Below are 15,507 nucleotides of genomic sequence, written 5' to 3' on the forward strand. Positions count from 1 at the left end.
ATGGCGATGCCCCACCCCAACCCCTCCCCTGAAGGGGAGGGGCTAAAACCGTGCAATGCTGATCGCTTTCAACTCTGGGATACAGAGCAGTACTTAACTCCGATCAGCCTGAGCGAAGTCGAAGGCCAAGGGAATCCCGCCGCCCCAAACCAACGGCGGGAGTGCCCAGATCACGCCACTCCGTTCGCCATCAGATCCCGCAATGCCTCGTGGAAGGTCGCAATTGCGGCCGTGTTGAACCCAGCGATGTTGATCCGCCCCGACCCGGCCATATAGATCGCATGACGATCGCGCAGCCATTCCACCTGCGTCGGCGACAGGGGCAGGGTTGCGAACATGCCCTTGCCATGCGCCACCGCCGCCAGTTCGATCGTCCCGATGCGCCCCCCGGCTGCTAGCGCCGCGCGCAGGCTGGCAAGCCGCTGGCGCATCGCCTCCAGTTCGTTGCGCCATTCGGCGGTCAGGGCTTCGTCTTCCAGGATGATGCGGACGATCGCCGCGCCGTGATCCGGCGGCATCGACCAGTTAGCCCGCGCCAGGGAAAGCAGGTTGGAGAAGACGGTCGCCCCGCTGTCCCGGTCCGGCGTGATGGCGAACAGCGCTCCGGTGCGCTCGCGATACAGGCCGAAATTCTTGTCGCAGGAATAGGCGAGCAGCGCCTCCGGCACCGCCGCCAGGATGGTACGCGCTCCCTCGGCATCCACATCGAAGCCATCGCCCAGCCCCTGATAGGCGAGATCGACGACCGGCAGCAGCCCATGTTCGGCGACCAGCGACGCGATGGCGTTCCAGCCCGCCGCATCGGGATCGATCCCGATCGGGTTGTGGCAGCATCCGTGCAACAGGACGGCATCGCCTGCCTCCGCTCCGCCCAGGCCACTGAGGAAGCCGTCCAGATCGAAGCTCTGGCTGGTCAGGTCGTAACAGGGGATCATCGCCGGTTCGACCCCGGCCTGGCGGAACAGCGGCGCATGGTTGGCCCAGCTGGGGCTGCCGATCCAGATACGCGCGACACCCGCGCGTGCCAGCAGTTCGGCGGAGAGGCGCAGCGCCCCGGTGCCGCCCGGCGTCTGAAGCCCGACGACCCGCTCGGCCGCGACCGAGTCGCCCAGCACCAGCGTCGCCAGCGCGCGGACAAAGCCGGTATCACCCTCCGGCCCCAGATAGGATTTGCTCGACTGTTCGCTCAGCAGCCGGGCTTCGGCCGCCTTCACCGCCGTCATGACGGGCGTGCGACCTTCCTCGTCGCGAAAGACGCCGACGCCCAGGTCGATCTTGTCGGGACGCGGGTCGGCGGCGTGCTGGCCGATGATGCGCAGCAAGGGATCGTCGGGCTGGCGGGTGAGGGTGGCGAAACGCATGGCAAAGCCTCTTGGACGGAAAGGCGCGCACCATAGGGTTTCGGGCTCAAAAGGGAATGACGGATGACGTGTGCAAGCGCCGCCCCCACGCGCGACGTCATGGTGTCTCAAAAAGAGGCTGAATGGAGGTGAACGACCGCGCTATTGTATCGCCTGTTTTCGATGTTTCGCCCCGTTTTTCGACCTAACACACGAAAAACGCCGGATATTGATGTGCATTATGGAGCGCTGCGGACGCTTGTTCGTACACCTTGCACCGGGAGGCGTTACGACAGCCCCACTTTGGTTCGCCATGACCGTGATGGCGGATCGATCCGGTGGTTCGTCGCCGGTTGGGCTGTCCAACTTCTTGATGCATCACCCGGTGGCGTCCGTCACGTCATCGCCCTTGCCGCACGGCCAATTCCGGCCGGTGGCAGGATGAGGAGAGTTGCGATGAATTTGATCAGAGCCTCGCTGCGTGTTGTTCTTCCCCGGGACCGCCCGGCCGATGGGTCTTTTCCCCTGATGACGGTGAAGGGCAAACCATGAATATTCCGCTTTCGCACAGTGCCAGGCCGATCGTGCCGGCGCTTCATCGTCTGTCGCGCCTGGCGTCCCTGGACCGTGCCTCGGTCACGGCGCTGGGCGAGGCGATCGCCCGGCCCCAGCCGTTTCGCCCCCGGCGAGACCTGTTGGTCGAGGGGCGCGACATCGCCTGCCCGCATCTGATCCTGTCGGGATGGGCGGCACGGGTGCGCATCCTGCTCGACGGGCGGCGACAATTCCTTAATTTCCTGCTGCCGGGCGATATCGTCGGGCTCTATCATCACCGGCGCCCGGTGGCCCCGACGAGTATCATCACCCTGACCGAGGTCACCACCTGCACCCCGCCCGAGCCTGGCACGCTGCCCGCGCTCGACGAAGCCTATGCGGTCGCCCATGCGATGGACGAGGCCTATCTGCTGGCGCAGATCGCGCGACTGGGGCGGATGAATGCGATGGAGCGGATCGGCGACCTCATGCTCGAACTGCATGAGCGTCTGGAAACCAGCGCAATGACCCATGGCCACAGCTTCGACCTGCCGATCACGCAGGAAACGCTGGCCGATGCACTCGGCCTGACGGCGGTGCATGTGAACCGGATGTTGCAGGCGGCGCGGCGGGCGGGCGACCTGATCTGGTCGTCGCGGTCGATGACCATTCCCGATCCCAAGGCGCTGTCGCGCAAGGTGGGTCGTGCCCGGATCCGGGTAACCGCCGGTTGATTTCACGGATCGGTTGATGTGTATCAAGATACTGTAAAAGACTGATAAAATAGGGAACATCGCGCCTCATCCAACGCTGTCCGGGCAAGGAATGAGGAGAGTGGCTTATGCCGGACATCGCCGACAGACCCTATGACGATGCGCCCCTGTCGACCTCCAGGGACCAGGACGCCGCCGTCAGCACTGCCACTGCCGAGGCCGTCGAGGATCGCGGAGACAGCTTTGCCGGATGGGCAGTGACGATCAACCGCCCATCCGCCGAACTCTACGCCTGGTGGCGCGACTTTTCCAACCTCGCGAGCGTGATGGAGAATGTCGAGCGCGTCGATGTGCTGGACGGCACCCGGTCGCATTGGGTGGTCAAGGCGCCCGGCGGCACCAAGGTGGAATGGGACGCGATCGTCACCGAAGAGCACGAGGGCGAGCTGATCGCCTGGACTTCGGCGGAAGGCGCGGACGTCGCCAATTCGGGCCGCGTCACCTTCCGCGACGCGGGGGCGCGTGGGACCGTCGTTACCGCAACCATCCTCTACGATCCGCCCGCTGGCGTCATCGGCAAGCTGGTCGCCAAGCTGTTCCAGCGCGAACCCAATATCCAGGTCCGCCGCGACCTCGCGCGCTTCAAGCAGCTGATGGAAACCGGCGAGGTCGCCACCAACGCGATGAACCCCAAACAGCGTGAGGAGCAGGCTGCATGAAGGCGCTGACCTGGCATGGCAAGCATGACGTCCGCATCGACACTGTCGACGACCCGGAAATCGTCAATCCGCGCGACGCGATCATCAAGGTGACGGCGACCGCCATCTGCGGCTCCGATCTCCACCTCTATGACGGCTATATCCCGACGATGCAGTCGGGCGACATTCTGGGCCATGAATTCATGGGCGAGGTGGTCGAGACGGGATCGGGCTCGACCCTGAAGAAGGGGCAGAAGGTCGTGGTGCCGTTCACCATCGCCTGTGGCTCCTGCTATCATTGCGGCAAGCATCAATATTCGGGCTGCGAGAACGGCAACCCGGCCGACAATCAGGATATCGCGCGCGAACTGTACGGGCATCCGATGTCCGCGCTGTTCGGCTATAGCCATATGACAGGCGGCTATGCGGGCGGTCAGGCGGAATATGTCCGCGTACCGTTCAGCGACACCGGCCCGATCGTCATCCCCGACGGTGTGGAGGACGAGAAGGTGCTGTTCCTCTCCGACATCCTGCCCACCGGCTGGATGGCGGCGGAGAATGCCGAGATCGAGCCGGGCGATACCGTCGCGGTCTGGGGCTGTGGTCCGGTGGGCCTCTTCGCGGTCCAGTCGGCTTTCCTGATGGGGGCCGAGCGGGTGATCGCGATCGATCACTTCCCCCACCGGCTGGAACTGGCGCGCAAGTTCGGCGCGGAGACGATCAATTACGAGCAGACCGCGACCTATGACGCGCTGATGCAGATGACCGGCGGCATCGGTCCCGATGCGGTGATCGACTCGGTCGGGCTGGAGGCGCACGGCCTGTTCGTCGACAATGCGATCGACCAGATCAAGGCGTCGACTTTCCTCGGCACCGATCGCATCCATGCCATCCGCCAGGCGATCATCGCCTGTCGCAAGGGCGGCCGGGTGTCGATGCCCGCCGTCTATGGCGGCTTCGTCGACAAGTTCCCGCTGGGCGCGGTGATGCAGAAGGGGCTGACGCTCAAGACCGGACAGACCCATGTCCAGCATTATCTGCCCGGCCTGCTCGACGCGATCATGGAGGGGAAGATCGATACGACCTTCCTGATCTCGCACCGGATGCCGCTGGAACGGGCGCCCGAGGGCTATCGCATGTTCCACGACCAGCAAAACGAAGTGACCAAGATCGTGCTGAAGCCCGGTCAATAAGGAGCCACGCCATGGCAGAGAAATTCGCAATCGTGACGGGGGCCTCGACCGGCATAGGCTATCATCTGGCGGCCTGTGCGGCGCGCGAAGGCTATGACTTGCTGACCGTCGCCGACGAACCGGCCATCCACACGGCCGCCAGCAAGCTATCGGTCGAGGGCGCGCAGGTTCAGGCGGTCGAGGCGGACCTGTCGACGCTGGAGGGCGTGGATCGGTTGCTCGCCGCCGCCGATGGCCGGGCGATCGATGTGCTGTGCGCCAATGCGGGCAACAGCAAGGGCGGGGCGTTCCTCGACCAGTCGGTCGAGGACTGGCGGCGATCGGTCGACACCAACGTCACCGGCACCGTCTATCTGCTCCAGCGCGTGCTGTCGGCGATGGTCCGGCGCGGCGAGGGAAAGGTGCTGGTGACGGGATCGATCGTCGGCTTCATCCCCGGCCCGTTCAACGCCATCTACAACGCGACCAAGGCGTTCATCGACAATTTCACCGAGGCGGTCCGCAACGAGCTGAAGGATGAAAAGGGCGTCACCCTGACCACCCTGATGCCGGGTGCCACCGAAACCGAATTCTTCGCCCGCGCCGACATGCTCGACACCCATGTCGGCCAGAGCAAGAAGGACGATCCCGCCGAGGTTGCCCGGAAAGGCTGGGACGCGATGAAGGCGGGCGAGGGGCACATTACCACCGGCCTGAAGAACAAGCTGCAGGTCGCAGGTGCGGGCGTGGTGCCCCAGTCGGTGCTGGCCGAAGCACACCGCCAGATCGCCGAACCCGGCTCGGCCGACCGTTGAAACTACCCTATCAGGAGACGGATCATGGGCTTGTTTACCAAGGATATCGCGACGCTGAACGACCTGTTCGTCCATCAGCTTCAGGACATTTATTACGCCGAGCATCAGATCACCAAGGCACTGCCCAAGATGATCGAGAAGGCGACCGACCCGCAGCTCAAGGCCGGGTTCGAGCAGCACCTGCGCGAGACTGAAGGGCAGATCCGGCGGCTGGAACAGGTGTTCGAGATGCATGGCGAAAAGCCCAAGGCGGTGACCTGTCCGGCGATCGACGGCATCATCAAGGAGGCCAATGAGGTCGCGGGCGAAGTCGCCGACAAACGGGTATTGGACGCCGCGCTGATCGCGGCGGCGCAGGCGGTCGAGCATTATGAGATCGCGCGCTATGGCACCCTCGTCGCCTGGGCACGGCAGCTGGGGCGCAGCGACTGCGCGGCGATCCTGGACGAGACGCTGGCCGAGGAAAAGGCCACCGACGAAAAGCTCACCGGCATGGCCGAGGGCGGGGCGAATGCGGCGGCGGGTGCTGTCCAACCCGCTTGAGGTCGCGGGCATCGTCGTCGGCACCCTTCCAGGCGACGATGCCCCAAACCGGCGTCAGTGGGCGAAGTGTGTCACGCCCAGCATCAGCGCGATGCCCGCCAAGGTCGCGAAACTGGTCCGAAGTCGCGGATCGAGCGACTGGCTGCGCGGCACCAGCTCGCATGCGCCGATATAGAGGAAAATCCCGGCGAACAGCGCCATCAGCGGTGCCAGCATCCCCGTCGGGATCGACAATCCCAGCCCGATCACGACGCCCAGCATCGGAGCGACTCCGTTCAGCACCAGCCAGCGCCGCGCCGCCGCTTCGGACCGCGCGGCGAGGCTGAGGCTGACGGTGTTGACTCCGTCCGCCACGTCATGGGTCAGGACGGCCAAGGCGATCATCCATCCCGCCGCGGTATCGATCTGGAACGCGATGCCGATGCCCAGCCCATCCATCAGGCTGTGTACGCAAAGCATGGCCGGACCCAGATCGCCCCGCCATGAAGCGGCCGCCGCGTGCGGGATCCGGGCAAGCACCCGGTCGAGCAGCATATAACCGCCCAGCCCCATGGCGCTGAACGCCATCATCGCGCGGATCGTCCAGCGGTCCCCCGCCAGCTCCAGCGCCTCGGGCACCAGATCGAACAGCGCCACACCGACCACGATCCCGGCGGTGACGCCCAATACCAGCCCGATGCGATGACGCAGCCGCAACGCGAGCAGCCCGCCCGCCAGCGTGGCGAGCATGGCGGCAAAGCCGAAGGCGAGGGGAACAAGGGTCATGGAAGCATCCGCACGACAAGAGCGACGGAAAAAGGGTGCGGCATCATCGACCCATGAACCAAGCCATGAGACGTTACAAGGTCACATTTGTGCAACCTGGATCGATCCGCCTCAACCCCGCGCGATCGCCTCCAGCACGATGGTCGCCACTTCCTGCCGGCAGATCAGTAGATCGGGCAGCAGCGGATTCCGGCAATTATAGACCAGCGGGCTGCCGTCGATGCGCGAGGCATGAAACCCGGCCGCCAGCGCGACGGCGGCGGGGGCGCAATTGTCCCACTCATATTGCCCGCCGTCATGCAGATAGACATCGGCACGGCCCTCGACCACGGCCATCGCCTTGGCGCCCGCCGAACCCATCGGGATCATGATCGCGCCCAGCCGCTCGCCGACGCAAGCCGCGATATCGGGCGCACGGCTGCGGCTGACGACGACGCGCAGGCCCGCCGGGCAGGGGAGGTGTCTGGGGGGCAGGTCGTCGGTTGCGAACACCTGATCGCGGTCGGGCACCGACACCGCGCCGATGGCCGGGCGGCCGTCGATGGCAAGGCCGATATGCACCGCCCATTCGCCCGACCCGCTGGCATATTCGCGCGTGCCGTCCAGCGGATCGACGATCCAGACGCGGCTCGCGGCGCAGCGGGCGCGGTCGTCGACCGACTCCTCGGACAGGATGAAGTCGTCGGGCCGCGCCGCGTGCAGCCGGTCGAGGATCAGCGTATTGGCATCCCTGTCGCCCAGTGCGCCGAGGGCAGCACCTTCCAGTCCGCTCGACGCGCGGATGGACCTGAGCAGTTCGCCCGCCTCGACAGCGACCGAGCGGGCCAGTTCGGCGTCGGTCACAGGTCGTAACTCCAGATGCCCAGCACATGTTCGACGATCCGCGATGCGGCCTGTTCCGCCGTCTCCTTCGTCGTGTCGATCCGGATTTCGGGTCGCTCGGGCGCTTCATAGGGGCTGGAGATGCCGGTGAACTCGGCGATCTCGCCCGCACGCGCCTTGGCGTAAAGGCCCTTCACGTCCCGCTCCTCGGCGACGCCCAAAGGCGTATCGACGAAGATCTCGACGAATTCGCCCTTGGGCAGCAGCGCGCGGACCATGTCCCGCTCGGCCTTGAAGGGCGAGATGAAGGCGGTCAGCACGATCAGGCCAGCGTCCGCCATCAGCTTGGCGACTTCGCCCACCCGGCGGATATTCTCCACCCGCCCGGCTTCGGAGAAGTCCAGGTCGCGGTTCAGGCCATGGCGGATATTGTCGCCGTCCAGCAGGAAGCTGTGGCGACCCATGGCGTGCAGCTTCTGTTCGACCATGTTGGCGATGGTGGACTTGCCAGAGCCCGACAGGCCGGTGAACCAGAGGACCTTTGGGGCCTGTCCCTTCTGTCGGGCATGCGCCTCGCGCGTCACCACCGCAGACTGCCAATGAATATTCTGGGCGCGGCGCAGCGCATGGTCGATCATGCCCGCCGCGACCGTTGCATTGGTCGCGCGGTCGATCAGGATGAAACCGCCGAGCGCACTGCCTTTCGCATAGGGCTCGAACACGATCGGGCGATCGGCATAGACCTCCGCCAGGCCGATATCGTTGAGCGCGAGCGTATCGGCGGGGCGTTGCTCTTGGCTGTTCACGTCGACCACGTGACGCGGCGGCTGCACCGTTGCGCCGACCAGCTGTGTTCCGAGCTTGAGCGAGTAGCTGCGCCCGGGCACCAGCGGAGCGTCCGCCATCCAGACGATCTTGGCGACGAACTGGTCGGCGATTTCTGGCGGGTCCTCGGCGGCGGCGATCACGTCGCCGCGCGAGCAATCGACCTCGTCGGCAAGGACCAGCGTCACGGCCTCGCCCGCGATCGCCTGTTGGCGGTCACCGTCAAAGGTGACGATCCGCGCGATCTCGGTCATCTTGCCCGAGGGGGCGATCCGCACCCGGTCACCGACCGATACCCGGCCACTCGCGATCGACCCGGCAAAGCCGCGAAAGTCGAGGTCGGGCCGGTTGACCCACTGCACCGGCATACGGAACGATGCCGCCGCCGCCCGGTCGCCATCGATTGCCACCGTCTCCAGATGCGGGAGCAGCGCGGGGCCGTCATACCAGGGCATGTCGGGTGAGGGGGTGGTCACGTTCGCACCGGTCAGGCCCGACAGGGGGATGGGTGTGAACCGTTCGATCCCAATGGTCTTGGCGAAGGCTGCATAATCGGCAACGATGGCGTCGAAGACCGACTGGTCATGGCCGACCAGATCCATCTTGTTGACCGCCAGCACGATCTCCTTGATGCCCACCAGATGCGCCAGATAGCTGTGCCGCCGCGTCTGGGTCAGCACGCCCTTGCGCGCGTCGATCAGGATCACGGCCAGATCGGCGGTCGAGGCGCCCGTCACCATGTTACGGGTATATTGTTCGTGGCCGGGTGTGTCGGCGACGATGAACTTGCGCTTCTCCGTCGCGAAAAAGCGGTAAGCCACGTCGATGGTGATGCCCTGCTCGCGCTCGGCGGCCAGGCCGTCGACCAGCAGTGCGAAGTCGATATTCGCCCCTTGCGTGCCGACCCGGCGGCTGTCCGCCTCGAGCTGGCTCAACTGGTCCTCGAAGATGGTCTTCGAATCGTAGAGCAGCCGCCCGATCAGCGTCGACTTGCCGTCATCCACCGAGCCGCAGGTGATGAAGCGCAGCATCGACTTGGCGGCATGAGTGGCGAGATAGGCGTCGATATCGGCGGCGATCAGCGCATCGGGTTGATAGGCGGTCATCTCAAAAATACCCCTCGCGCTTCTTCTTCTCCATGCTGGCCGCCTGATCATGGTCGATCGCGCGTCCCTGCCGCTCCGACGTGGTGGTCAGCAGCATTTCCTGGATGACTTGCGGCAGGGTAGCCGCCTCGCTCTCGACCGCGCCGGTCAGCGGATAGCAGCCCAGCGTACGGAACCGGATCGAGCGATCGACCGGGACCTCACCGGGCCGCAGGCGGAAACGGTCGTCATCGACCATCAGCAGCATCCCGTCGCGCTCGACCGTCGGGCGCGACGCGGCGAAATAGAGCGGCACGATCTCGATGCCCTCCTGCAGGATATACTGCCAGATATCGAGTTCGGTCCAATTCGATATGGGGAAGACGCGGATGCTCTCTCCCTTGTGGATGCGGCTGTTATAGAGGTTCCACAGCTCGGGCCGCTGCGCCTTGGGGTCCCAACCATGCGCGGCGGAGCGGAAGGAGAAGACCCGCTCCTTGGCGCGGCTCTTCTCCTCATCACGCCGCGCGCCGCCGAACGCCGCGTCGTATCCGCCAGCGGTCAGCGCCTGTTTCAGCCCCTCGGTCTTCCACATATCGGTGTGGCGGCTGCCATGGTCGAAGGGGTTGATGCCCAGCGCCTCGGCCTCCGGGTTGCGGTGGACGATCAGCTCCATGCCCGCCGCCTCGGCCGCGCGATCGCGCAGCTCGTACATGGCGCGGAACTTCCAGGTCGTGTCGACGTGGAGCAGCGGGAAGGGTGGGCGTGCCGGGAAGAACGCCTTCTTGGCAAGGTGCAGCATCACCGCCGAATCCTTGCCGACCGAATAGAGCATCACCGGACGCTCGGTCTCGGCGACCACTTCGCGGAGGATATGGATGCTCTCGGCTTCGAGGCGCTGCAGGTGGGTTAGGCCAGTCATCGGATTGTCAGATAATGTCGCCAGCGAACCGTGCGACCAACTTATCCTGTCAATCGCGATAGTCCCGCTCCAGCGAGTCCAATATGCGCGCGCCCGCCATGAACACCGCGATGGGACAGGCGGCGAACAGGATCTTGCCCGGAAGCCCTGGATAAGCGGTCAGATAATGCATGCCGCGCTCGACCGCGCCGAGGCCCAGGCCATAGATGACCAGAAAAGCCTCGAACTTCGACTTGATCGTGAACAGGGCGACCAGGCGGGACCACATGACGCCGTTAGACCACCGGATCGCCCCGCCGCCAAGCGTCAACCGCTTGCCAAAGTGAGACAGTCCAGCTCGGTCAGCAGCGCGGCGCGGGCAGTCTCGATACGGGCGATCAGGGCGGGATCGCCGATTTCGGTGGGGTCGATGGCGTCGGGCCAATGCGCCTCGATCACGGCGGCGATCCGGTCGAGCCGGGCATGATCGACCAGGAAACGCGGGTCGATCGTCGCCGGGTCGGCCACCACGCGCAGGCGCAGACAGGCGGGGCCGCCGCCATTGGCCATCGATTCGCGGACGTTCACCACCTCCAGCCGCCGGATCGGACCATTGCCCGCCACATGATCCTGAAGCCAGGACCAGACGGGTGCGGTGTCGCGTGCCTCCTGCGGCAGGATCAGCGTCGGTTCGCCGCCCGGCGGGGTCACCAGCTGCGCGTTGAACAGGTAGGAGGCGATGGCATCCTCCAGGCTGACGCGCGCGGCGGGCACCTCGACGATCTCGACATCGGGCATCAGGGTGCGCAGATCGGCATAGAAGCTGTCGCGATCGGCAAAGGCCTGTTCATGGGCGAACAGCACGCGTTCGTTGGCGACGGCGACCACATCGTTGTGGAAGGCCCCCGCCGCGATGGCCGCATCCGACTGGCGCGCGAAGAGCACCCGGTCCGGCGACAGGCAATGCGCGCGGGCGACCGCCTCGCACGCCTGGCGATGCTGGCGGGCGGGGAAGGGGCCGCCGCTCTCACCATAGACGAAGACCTCGACGCCGGGATGACCATGGCCGCTGCACAGCCGCATGTGATTGGCCGCGCCCTCGTCGCCGAAGGGGGCCGGCACCGGCGGATGCACGACGAAGGCCGGGTCGGCAAAGGCCAGCCGCAACTGCGCGAGCGTCGCGGGCCACTCATGGCTGCGATGCGGCATGGTCAGCAGGTTGGCGACGGTCAGGTGGCAGCGCCCGTCGCGCGTATCGGGCGCGGGCGAGACGGTCGCGGCATTGGCCGCCCACATGGCCGAGGCGGACAGGCTCTGCGCCTTCAGGACCGGTGAGGCGGCGCCATAATCGGTCGCCAGCCGCCCCAGCCAGCCATGGTCGGGTCGGGGATGCGGCAGGAGGATGCCCTGCACCAGCCCCAGGTCGAGGTTCGCGCGCATCTTGGCGATCCCCTGAAGCGCGGCGGCCTTGGGGTGCGAGGCCTTGCCCGCATTGCGGGTGGCGGCGAGGTTGCCGTGGCTGAGCCCGGCATAATTGTGGCTCGGCCCGATGATGCCGTCGAAGTTGATTTCTTTCAGCATGATGCTCACCGATCGATATGCAGGACGGTATCGCCGACCGTCAGGTCGAGCGTGTTGGCGGCTTGTTCGGACAGGATGATGCCGCCATCGCCGTCGCGGATTTCGGCCAGCGCGCAGCGGAAGTCGGTGAGCCGTCCCGTTGCGACCAGCGCCTCGCGCCCCGGATGCGCATCGATCGCAACGACCGTGCTTTCGCGCGCATCGCGGATGGTGCGCACCTGGTCTGTCCGGGCCGTCATCGTCGGCCCGCCGTCGAAGATGTCGATATAATGCTCGAAGGCGAAGCCCTCATTCTCCAGCATCCGCATGGCGGCGCGTCCCGAGGGATGGGGCAGGCCGATGGCGGCCCGCGCGGTCTCGGTCAGCATCGCGGTGTAGATCGGGTGCTTGGGCATCAGGTCGGCGATGAACTGGTGCCCGTGGATCGCATTGAACTGGTCGGCCTCCTGAAAATTCATCCCGAAGAACCGCCCGGCCAGCCCGTCCCAGAAGGGCGATCCCCCCGCCTCGTCGATCACGCCGCGCAGTTCGGCCAGTACCCGGTCGGCGAAGCGCGGGCGGTTGGCGCGCATGAACAGGTAGCGGCTGCGGGCGAGCAGCAGGCCCAGGCCCCCGGCGCGCTCGCCGGGATGGAGGAACAGGCCGCCGACCTCGCTCGCACCTTCCAGATCGGTGGTCAGAGACAGCATCTCGGCGCGGAAGGTGCGGTCGAGTTCGCGGCTATGCTGTGTCAGCGTGCCGATGCGATAGCTGTAGAAGGGGTGCTTCTGCCCGACATGGGTGAAGATCTGACAGGTCCCGCGAACCTCGCCGGTCGCGCGGTCCTCCAGCATCAGGACGAACAGCTCGTCTTTGACCTTGCCGTCGCCATCGCCCGCAAAGGCGTCATGGCTGCGCGCCAGCTTGGCAATCAGGGCGCGGCGATCGGGGGGCAGGTTGGTGAAGCCGCCGCCGGTCAGCTTGGCCATTTCATAGAGGTGGCGAAGGTCGCTATCGACCGCGGGGCGGATGCAAAAGCTGCTCATGCGGCACCGATGATGCGCAGGATGGTCAGCGCCGACAAGCCCGCGCGTTCGGCCAGGCTGTCGATCAGCATATATTCGTCCGGCGAGTGGATCGCGCCGCCGCGCACGCCCATGGTGTCGACCACGGGCACCCCCGCCGCCGCGATATTGTTACCGTCGCACACCCCGCCGGTGTCGCGCCAGCCGATGCTCAGGCCCAGGTCCGCGCCCGCCGCGCGCACTGTCTCGAACAAGGCGGCCGCGCCATCGTCGATGGGTTTGGGGGGGCGATTGAAGCTGCCATGGACCTCGACGCTGACGTCATGTTCGGCGGCGATCCGCTCCGCAATGGCCTTCATCGCCGAGCCGGTGCGCTCGATGGCGGCCAGGGCACGCGGGCGGAAGTTGACGTGCAGCATCGCCAGGTCGGGCACGACATTGTTCGGTCCGCCGCCATCGATCCGCGCCGGGTTGACGGTGATGTCGTCGGCGGCAAGCTGTGACAGCTCCAGCGTGATCCGGGCGGCGGCGACGATGGCGTTGCGCCCTTCCTCCGGATTGCGGCCCGCATGGGCGCTGCGCCCCCGTATGACGATGGTGAAATTGCCCGTGCCGCCCCGCGCCCCCGCCAGCGTGCCGTCGGGCAAAGCGGGCTCATAGGTCAGCGCCGCGACCTTGCCACCGGCGCATTTGGCGATCAGCGCGGCAGAGGACGCCGATCCGGTTTCCTCGTCCGAGTTGATAAGGACATCATAGCCGAACCGTCCGGCCATGGGACTAGCCTCGACGGCCTTCAGCGCCGCGAGCAACACCGCCAGCCCGCCCTTCATATCGGCCACGCCCGGCCCGCCGAGCCGGTTGTCGTCGATGCGCGTCACGGTCTGGAACGGATGATCGACCGGATAGACGGTATCCATATGGCCGGTGAACAGCATCCGGCGGGCGGCGTCGGGGCGGACGGACAGCAGCAGATGGCGGCCATGCGCCAGCGGCGCGGACCGGCCGTCGCTGCCGATCCGTTCGACCGGCTCCGGCTCGACCAGGGTCAACTCCCCGGGCAGGGTGCCGAAATGCTCGGCCAGTCGCTCGGCCATGATCGCCAGTCCGGCGATGTTGCGTGTCCCGCTGTTGATCGCGGCCCACGCCTCGACCAGCGGCAGCATGGGGTAGGCGGCGGCGGACGCCACCGCGTCTCGCTCGATCGTGTTCAGTCTCTCCATGGCCCCAACCTAGGCCATGGACGCAGCAAAGGTGAACCCCGCCGCCGAAATTAGAAGCTGTACACCACCGAGGCGCGGGTGATCGTGTCGGTCGTCCGGCGGCCGAGCGGCGGCTCGCTTTCATACTGGACATTGTAGGACAGCGCGGCGGACAGCGGACCGAACAGCTTGGCGTTCAGCGCCGAATTGGTGCTGACCGTGCTGTTGAACTTCTGCACATAGGCGGAGGCGTTCTGGTTGAACGACACGGCCGGGGTCAGCTTCCACACGAAATTCAGATTGCCACGCGCGGCCAGCGCGCTTTCGATCCGCCCGTCGGTGAACTCGGTATGTCGGAAGGCGGGGCCGAGTTCGACGTCCAACGTCATGCGCGGCTTGCGGATCGCGCTGTAACCCGCACCGCCGGATGCAGAGAAACGGTTGAAATAGCCCAGGAAGCGGTCGCTTTCATATTGCGCCGCGCCATAGACATAGTTGTTGGCGTTGAGTTTGTAGTTGGGCTCGTAGGAGGCGACATAATGTTCGCGGCTGACGATGTTCGCGCTCTCCTGATAATCGCCCTGGAGATGGACCTTGTGCCGCCATTGCAGCCCCTCGCGGGTCAGGTCGACAATGCCCGTCAGGCCGATATTCTGGCTGTTGCCCGTCGTCGCAAAGCCGCCCAGCTCGACCCGGCCATGCCACAGGTCGAAAAAGGTAGCCTCGCGCAGGGTACGACTGCGGCTGGCGGTCTTCTCGTCGCGCCAGACATCGGCCATCGCATCGATCGCGTCGGCGGCCTCGGGCACGGCGTTGCGGGCATAGCGGACGACGGTGGTGATGTCGTTCTCGTTGCCGCTGGCGATCGCGGCCTCCAGCATCGAACGGATCTGGGGCGGGATCAGCGCCGGGTCCGGGTCCTTGGGATCGGCATTGGCGAGCAGGCCGAGCGCCATCGGGATCAGGAACAGCCGCATCTTCATGGTCCGGTGCCTTAGCGCTTCGCCGCGTCGACCGAAACCGCGTTATCCGCATGCGTCACGGCGAAATGGTCGGCGAAGACGACCAGCAGTTCCTCGTACAGTGCCTTTTTGAACGGTACGATCATCGCGGGCAGCGTCTCCGGCTCGGCCCAGCGCCAGGCGCGGAATTCGGGATGTTCGGTGTCGATGCGGACGTCGCTGTCCTCGCCCAGGAAGCGATAGAGGAACCAGCTCTGCCGCTGGCCGCGCCACTTGCCCTTCCACACCTTGCCGATCAGGTCGTCGGGCAGGTCATAGGTCAGCTCACGCGGTGCGCGCGCGATCAGTTCGACCTTGTCGGCGGTGATGCCGGTTTCCTCGAACAATTCGCGAAGCCCCGCCGCATCGGCCTCTTCGCCGGGGTCGATGCCGCCTTGGGGAAGCTGCCACGCCTCCAGGGTCGAATCGATCCGCTGGCCGACAAAGACGCGGCCGTCGCGGTTCATCAGGATGACGCCCGCGCAGGGGCGATAGGGAAGGTCGGTCAT

General features: G+C 65.9%; 16 protein-coding genes. 5 read left to right on the forward strand and 11 right to left on the reverse strand.

Features of this window, described 5'->3' with window-relative positions:
- Window positions 1–170: 170 nt before the first annotated feature.
- A complete protein-coding gene (locus tag BSZ14_RS11045) occupies window positions 171–1,361 on the reverse strand; it encodes an aromatic amino acid transaminase (RefSeq protein WP_076710967.1) in 1,191 nt (396 codons plus the stop codon).
- 527 nt (window positions 1,362–1,888) lie between these two features.
- Between BSZ14_RS11045 and BSZ14_RS11050 the strand changes: the two genes are divergently transcribed.
- From BSZ14_RS11050 to BSZ14_RS11070, 5 genes are all read left to right on the forward strand, one after another.
- Window positions 1,889–2,608 (forward strand): Crp/Fnr family transcriptional regulator, encoded by a 720-nt coding sequence (locus BSZ14_RS11050; RefSeq protein WP_076710968.1) that lies wholly within the window; start codon window positions 1,889–1,891, stop codon window positions 2,606–2,608.
- A 107-nt stretch (window positions 2,609–2,715) separates the two neighbouring features.
- Window positions 2,716–3,306: an SRPBCC family protein gene (locus BSZ14_RS11055; RefSeq protein WP_076710969.1), complete on the forward strand. Its 591-nt coding sequence runs from the start codon at window positions 2,716–2,718 to the stop codon at window positions 3,304–3,306.
- Complete coding sequence (locus tag BSZ14_RS11060) at window positions 3,303–4,478, forward strand: zinc-dependent alcohol dehydrogenase (RefSeq protein ID WP_076710970.1); 1,176 nt, start codon at window positions 3,303–3,305, stop codon at window positions 4,476–4,478. Before BSZ14_RS11055 ends, BSZ14_RS11060 begins: the two co-directional genes overlap by 4 nt.
- Window positions 4,479–4,489: 11 nt before the next feature.
- Window positions 4,490–5,272, forward strand: coding sequence for an SDR family NAD(P)-dependent oxidoreductase (locus tag BSZ14_RS11065; protein ID WP_076710971.1), 783 nt, complete (start codon window positions 4,490–4,492; stop codon window positions 5,270–5,272).
- A gap of 24 nt (window positions 5,273–5,296) precedes the next feature.
- Window positions 5,297–5,815: a YciE/YciF ferroxidase family protein gene (locus BSZ14_RS11070; RefSeq protein WP_076710972.1), complete on the forward strand. Its 519-nt coding sequence runs from the start codon at window positions 5,297–5,299 to the stop codon at window positions 5,813–5,815.
- A gap of 54 nt (window positions 5,816–5,869) precedes the next feature.
- On the opposite strand, the gene BSZ14_RS11075 is transcribed toward BSZ14_RS11070, so the two are convergent.
- The 10 genes from BSZ14_RS11075 to BSZ14_RS11120 form a co-directional block, all read right to left on the reverse strand.
- On the reverse strand, window positions 5,870–6,580 hold the full coding sequence (locus tag BSZ14_RS11075; protein ID WP_076710973.1) for a ZIP family metal transporter: 711 nt from the start codon (window positions 6,578–6,580) through the stop codon (window positions 5,870–5,872).
- A gap of 111 nt (window positions 6,581–6,691) precedes the next feature.
- Window positions 6,692–7,423, reverse strand: a complete 732-nt coding sequence (locus tag BSZ14_RS11080; protein WP_198930500.1) for a 3'(2'),5'-bisphosphate nucleotidase CysQ — start codon at window positions 7,421–7,423, stop codon at window positions 6,692–6,694.
- The gene (gene cysN, locus BSZ14_RS11085; RefSeq protein WP_076710975.1) at window positions 7,420–9,333 is read right to left on the reverse strand and encodes a sulfate adenylyltransferase subunit CysN; all 1,914 of its coding nucleotides are present in this window, start codon (window positions 9,331–9,333) and stop codon (window positions 7,420–7,422) included. The genes BSZ14_RS11080 and cysN overlap by 4 nt, the downstream gene beginning before the upstream one ends.
- A gap of 1 nt (window position 9,334) precedes the next feature.
- Entirely contained in the window at window positions 9,335–10,234 is a 900-nt protein-coding gene (cysD, locus tag BSZ14_RS11090) for a sulfate adenylyltransferase subunit CysD (RefSeq protein WP_042482541.1), read from the reverse strand.
- 49 nt (window positions 10,235–10,283) lie between these two features.
- A complete protein-coding gene (locus tag BSZ14_RS11095; RefSeq protein WP_042482538.1) occupies window positions 10,284–10,502 on the reverse strand; it encodes a hypothetical protein in 219 nt (72 codons plus the stop codon).
- Between the two features lie 38 nt (window positions 10,503–10,540).
- The gene (locus BSZ14_RS11100; RefSeq protein ID WP_076710998.1) at window positions 10,541–11,794 is read right to left on the reverse strand and encodes an N-succinylarginine dihydrolase; all 1,254 of its coding nucleotides are present in this window, start codon (window positions 11,792–11,794) and stop codon (window positions 10,541–10,543) included.
- A 5-nt stretch (window positions 11,795–11,799) separates the two neighbouring features.
- Window positions 11,800–12,819: an arginine N-succinyltransferase gene (locus BSZ14_RS11105; protein ID WP_042482534.1), complete on the reverse strand. Its 1,020-nt coding sequence runs from the start codon at window positions 12,817–12,819 to the stop codon at window positions 11,800–11,802.
- Entirely contained in the window at window positions 12,816–14,018 is a 1,203-nt protein-coding gene (locus BSZ14_RS11110) for a hydrolase (RefSeq protein ID WP_076710976.1), read from the reverse strand. The genes BSZ14_RS11105 and BSZ14_RS11110 overlap by 4 nt, the downstream gene beginning before the upstream one ends.
- A 50-nt stretch (window positions 14,019–14,068) precedes the next feature.
- Window positions 14,069–14,980, reverse strand: a complete 912-nt coding sequence (locus BSZ14_RS11115) for a DUF481 domain-containing protein (protein WP_052811345.1) — start codon at window positions 14,978–14,980, stop codon at window positions 14,069–14,071.
- 11 nt (window positions 14,981–14,991) lie between these two features.
- A complete protein-coding gene (locus BSZ14_RS11120) occupies window positions 14,992–15,507 on the reverse strand; it encodes an RNA pyrophosphohydrolase (RefSeq protein ID WP_076710999.1) in 516 nt (171 codons plus the stop codon).

It is taken from the genome of Sphingomonas sp. Sph1(2015) (assembly GCF_001970915.1).
Lineage (GTDB): Bacteria > Pseudomonadota > Alphaproteobacteria > Sphingomonadales > Sphingomonadaceae > Sphingomonas > Sphingomonas parapaucimobilis.

Coding starts and splice junctions, on each gene's coding strand:
- BSZ14_RS11105 (WP_042482534.1), bottom strand. CDS start 12,819: ATGAGCAGCTTTTGCATCCGCCCCGCGGTCGATAGCGACCTTCGCCAC.
- BSZ14_RS11060 (WP_076710970.1), top strand. CDS start 3,303: ATGAAGGCGCTGACCTGGCATGGCAAGCATGACGTCCGCATCGACACT.
- BSZ14_RS11115 (WP_052811345.1), bottom strand. CDS start 14,980: ATGAAGATGCGGCTGTTCCTGATCCCGATGGCGCTCGGCCTGCTCGCC.
- BSZ14_RS11095 (WP_042482538.1), bottom strand. CDS start 10,502: ATGTGGTCCCGCCTGGTCGCCCTGTTCACGATCAAGTCGAAGTTCGAG.
- BSZ14_RS11120 (WP_076710999.1), bottom strand. CDS start 15,507: ATGACCGACCTTCCCTATCGCCCCTGCGCGGGCGTCATCCTGATGAAC.
- BSZ14_RS11110 (WP_076710976.1), bottom strand. CDS start 14,018: ATGGAGAGACTGAACACGATCGAGCGAGACGCGGTGGCGTCCGCCGCC.
- cysD (WP_042482541.1), bottom strand. CDS start 10,234: ATGACTGGCCTAACCCACCTGCAGCGCCTCGAAGCCGAGAGCATCCAT.
- BSZ14_RS11050 (WP_076710968.1), top strand. CDS start 1,889: ATGAATATTCCGCTTTCGCACAGTGCCAGGCCGATCGTGCCGGCGCTT.
- BSZ14_RS11075 (WP_076710973.1), bottom strand. CDS start 6,580: ATGACCCTTGTTCCCCTCGCCTTCGGCTTTGCCGCCATGCTCGCCACG.
- BSZ14_RS11100 (WP_076710998.1), bottom strand. CDS start 11,794: ATGCTGAAAGAAATCAACTTCGACGGCATCATCGGGCCGAGCCACAAT.
- cysN (WP_076710975.1), bottom strand. CDS start 9,333: ATGACCGCCTATCAACCCGATGCGCTGATCGCCGCCGATATCGACGCC.
- BSZ14_RS11055 (WP_076710969.1), top strand. CDS start 2,716: ATGCCGGACATCGCCGACAGACCCTATGACGATGCGCCCCTGTCGACC.
- BSZ14_RS11065 (WP_076710971.1), top strand. CDS start 4,490: ATGGCAGAGAAATTCGCAATCGTGACGGGGGCCTCGACCGGCATAGGC.
- BSZ14_RS11045 (WP_076710967.1), bottom strand. CDS start 1,361: ATGCGTTTCGCCACCCTCACCCGCCAGCCCGACGATCCCTTGCTGCGC.
- BSZ14_RS11070 (WP_076710972.1), top strand. CDS start 5,297: ATGGGCTTGTTTACCAAGGATATCGCGACGCTGAACGACCTGTTCGTC.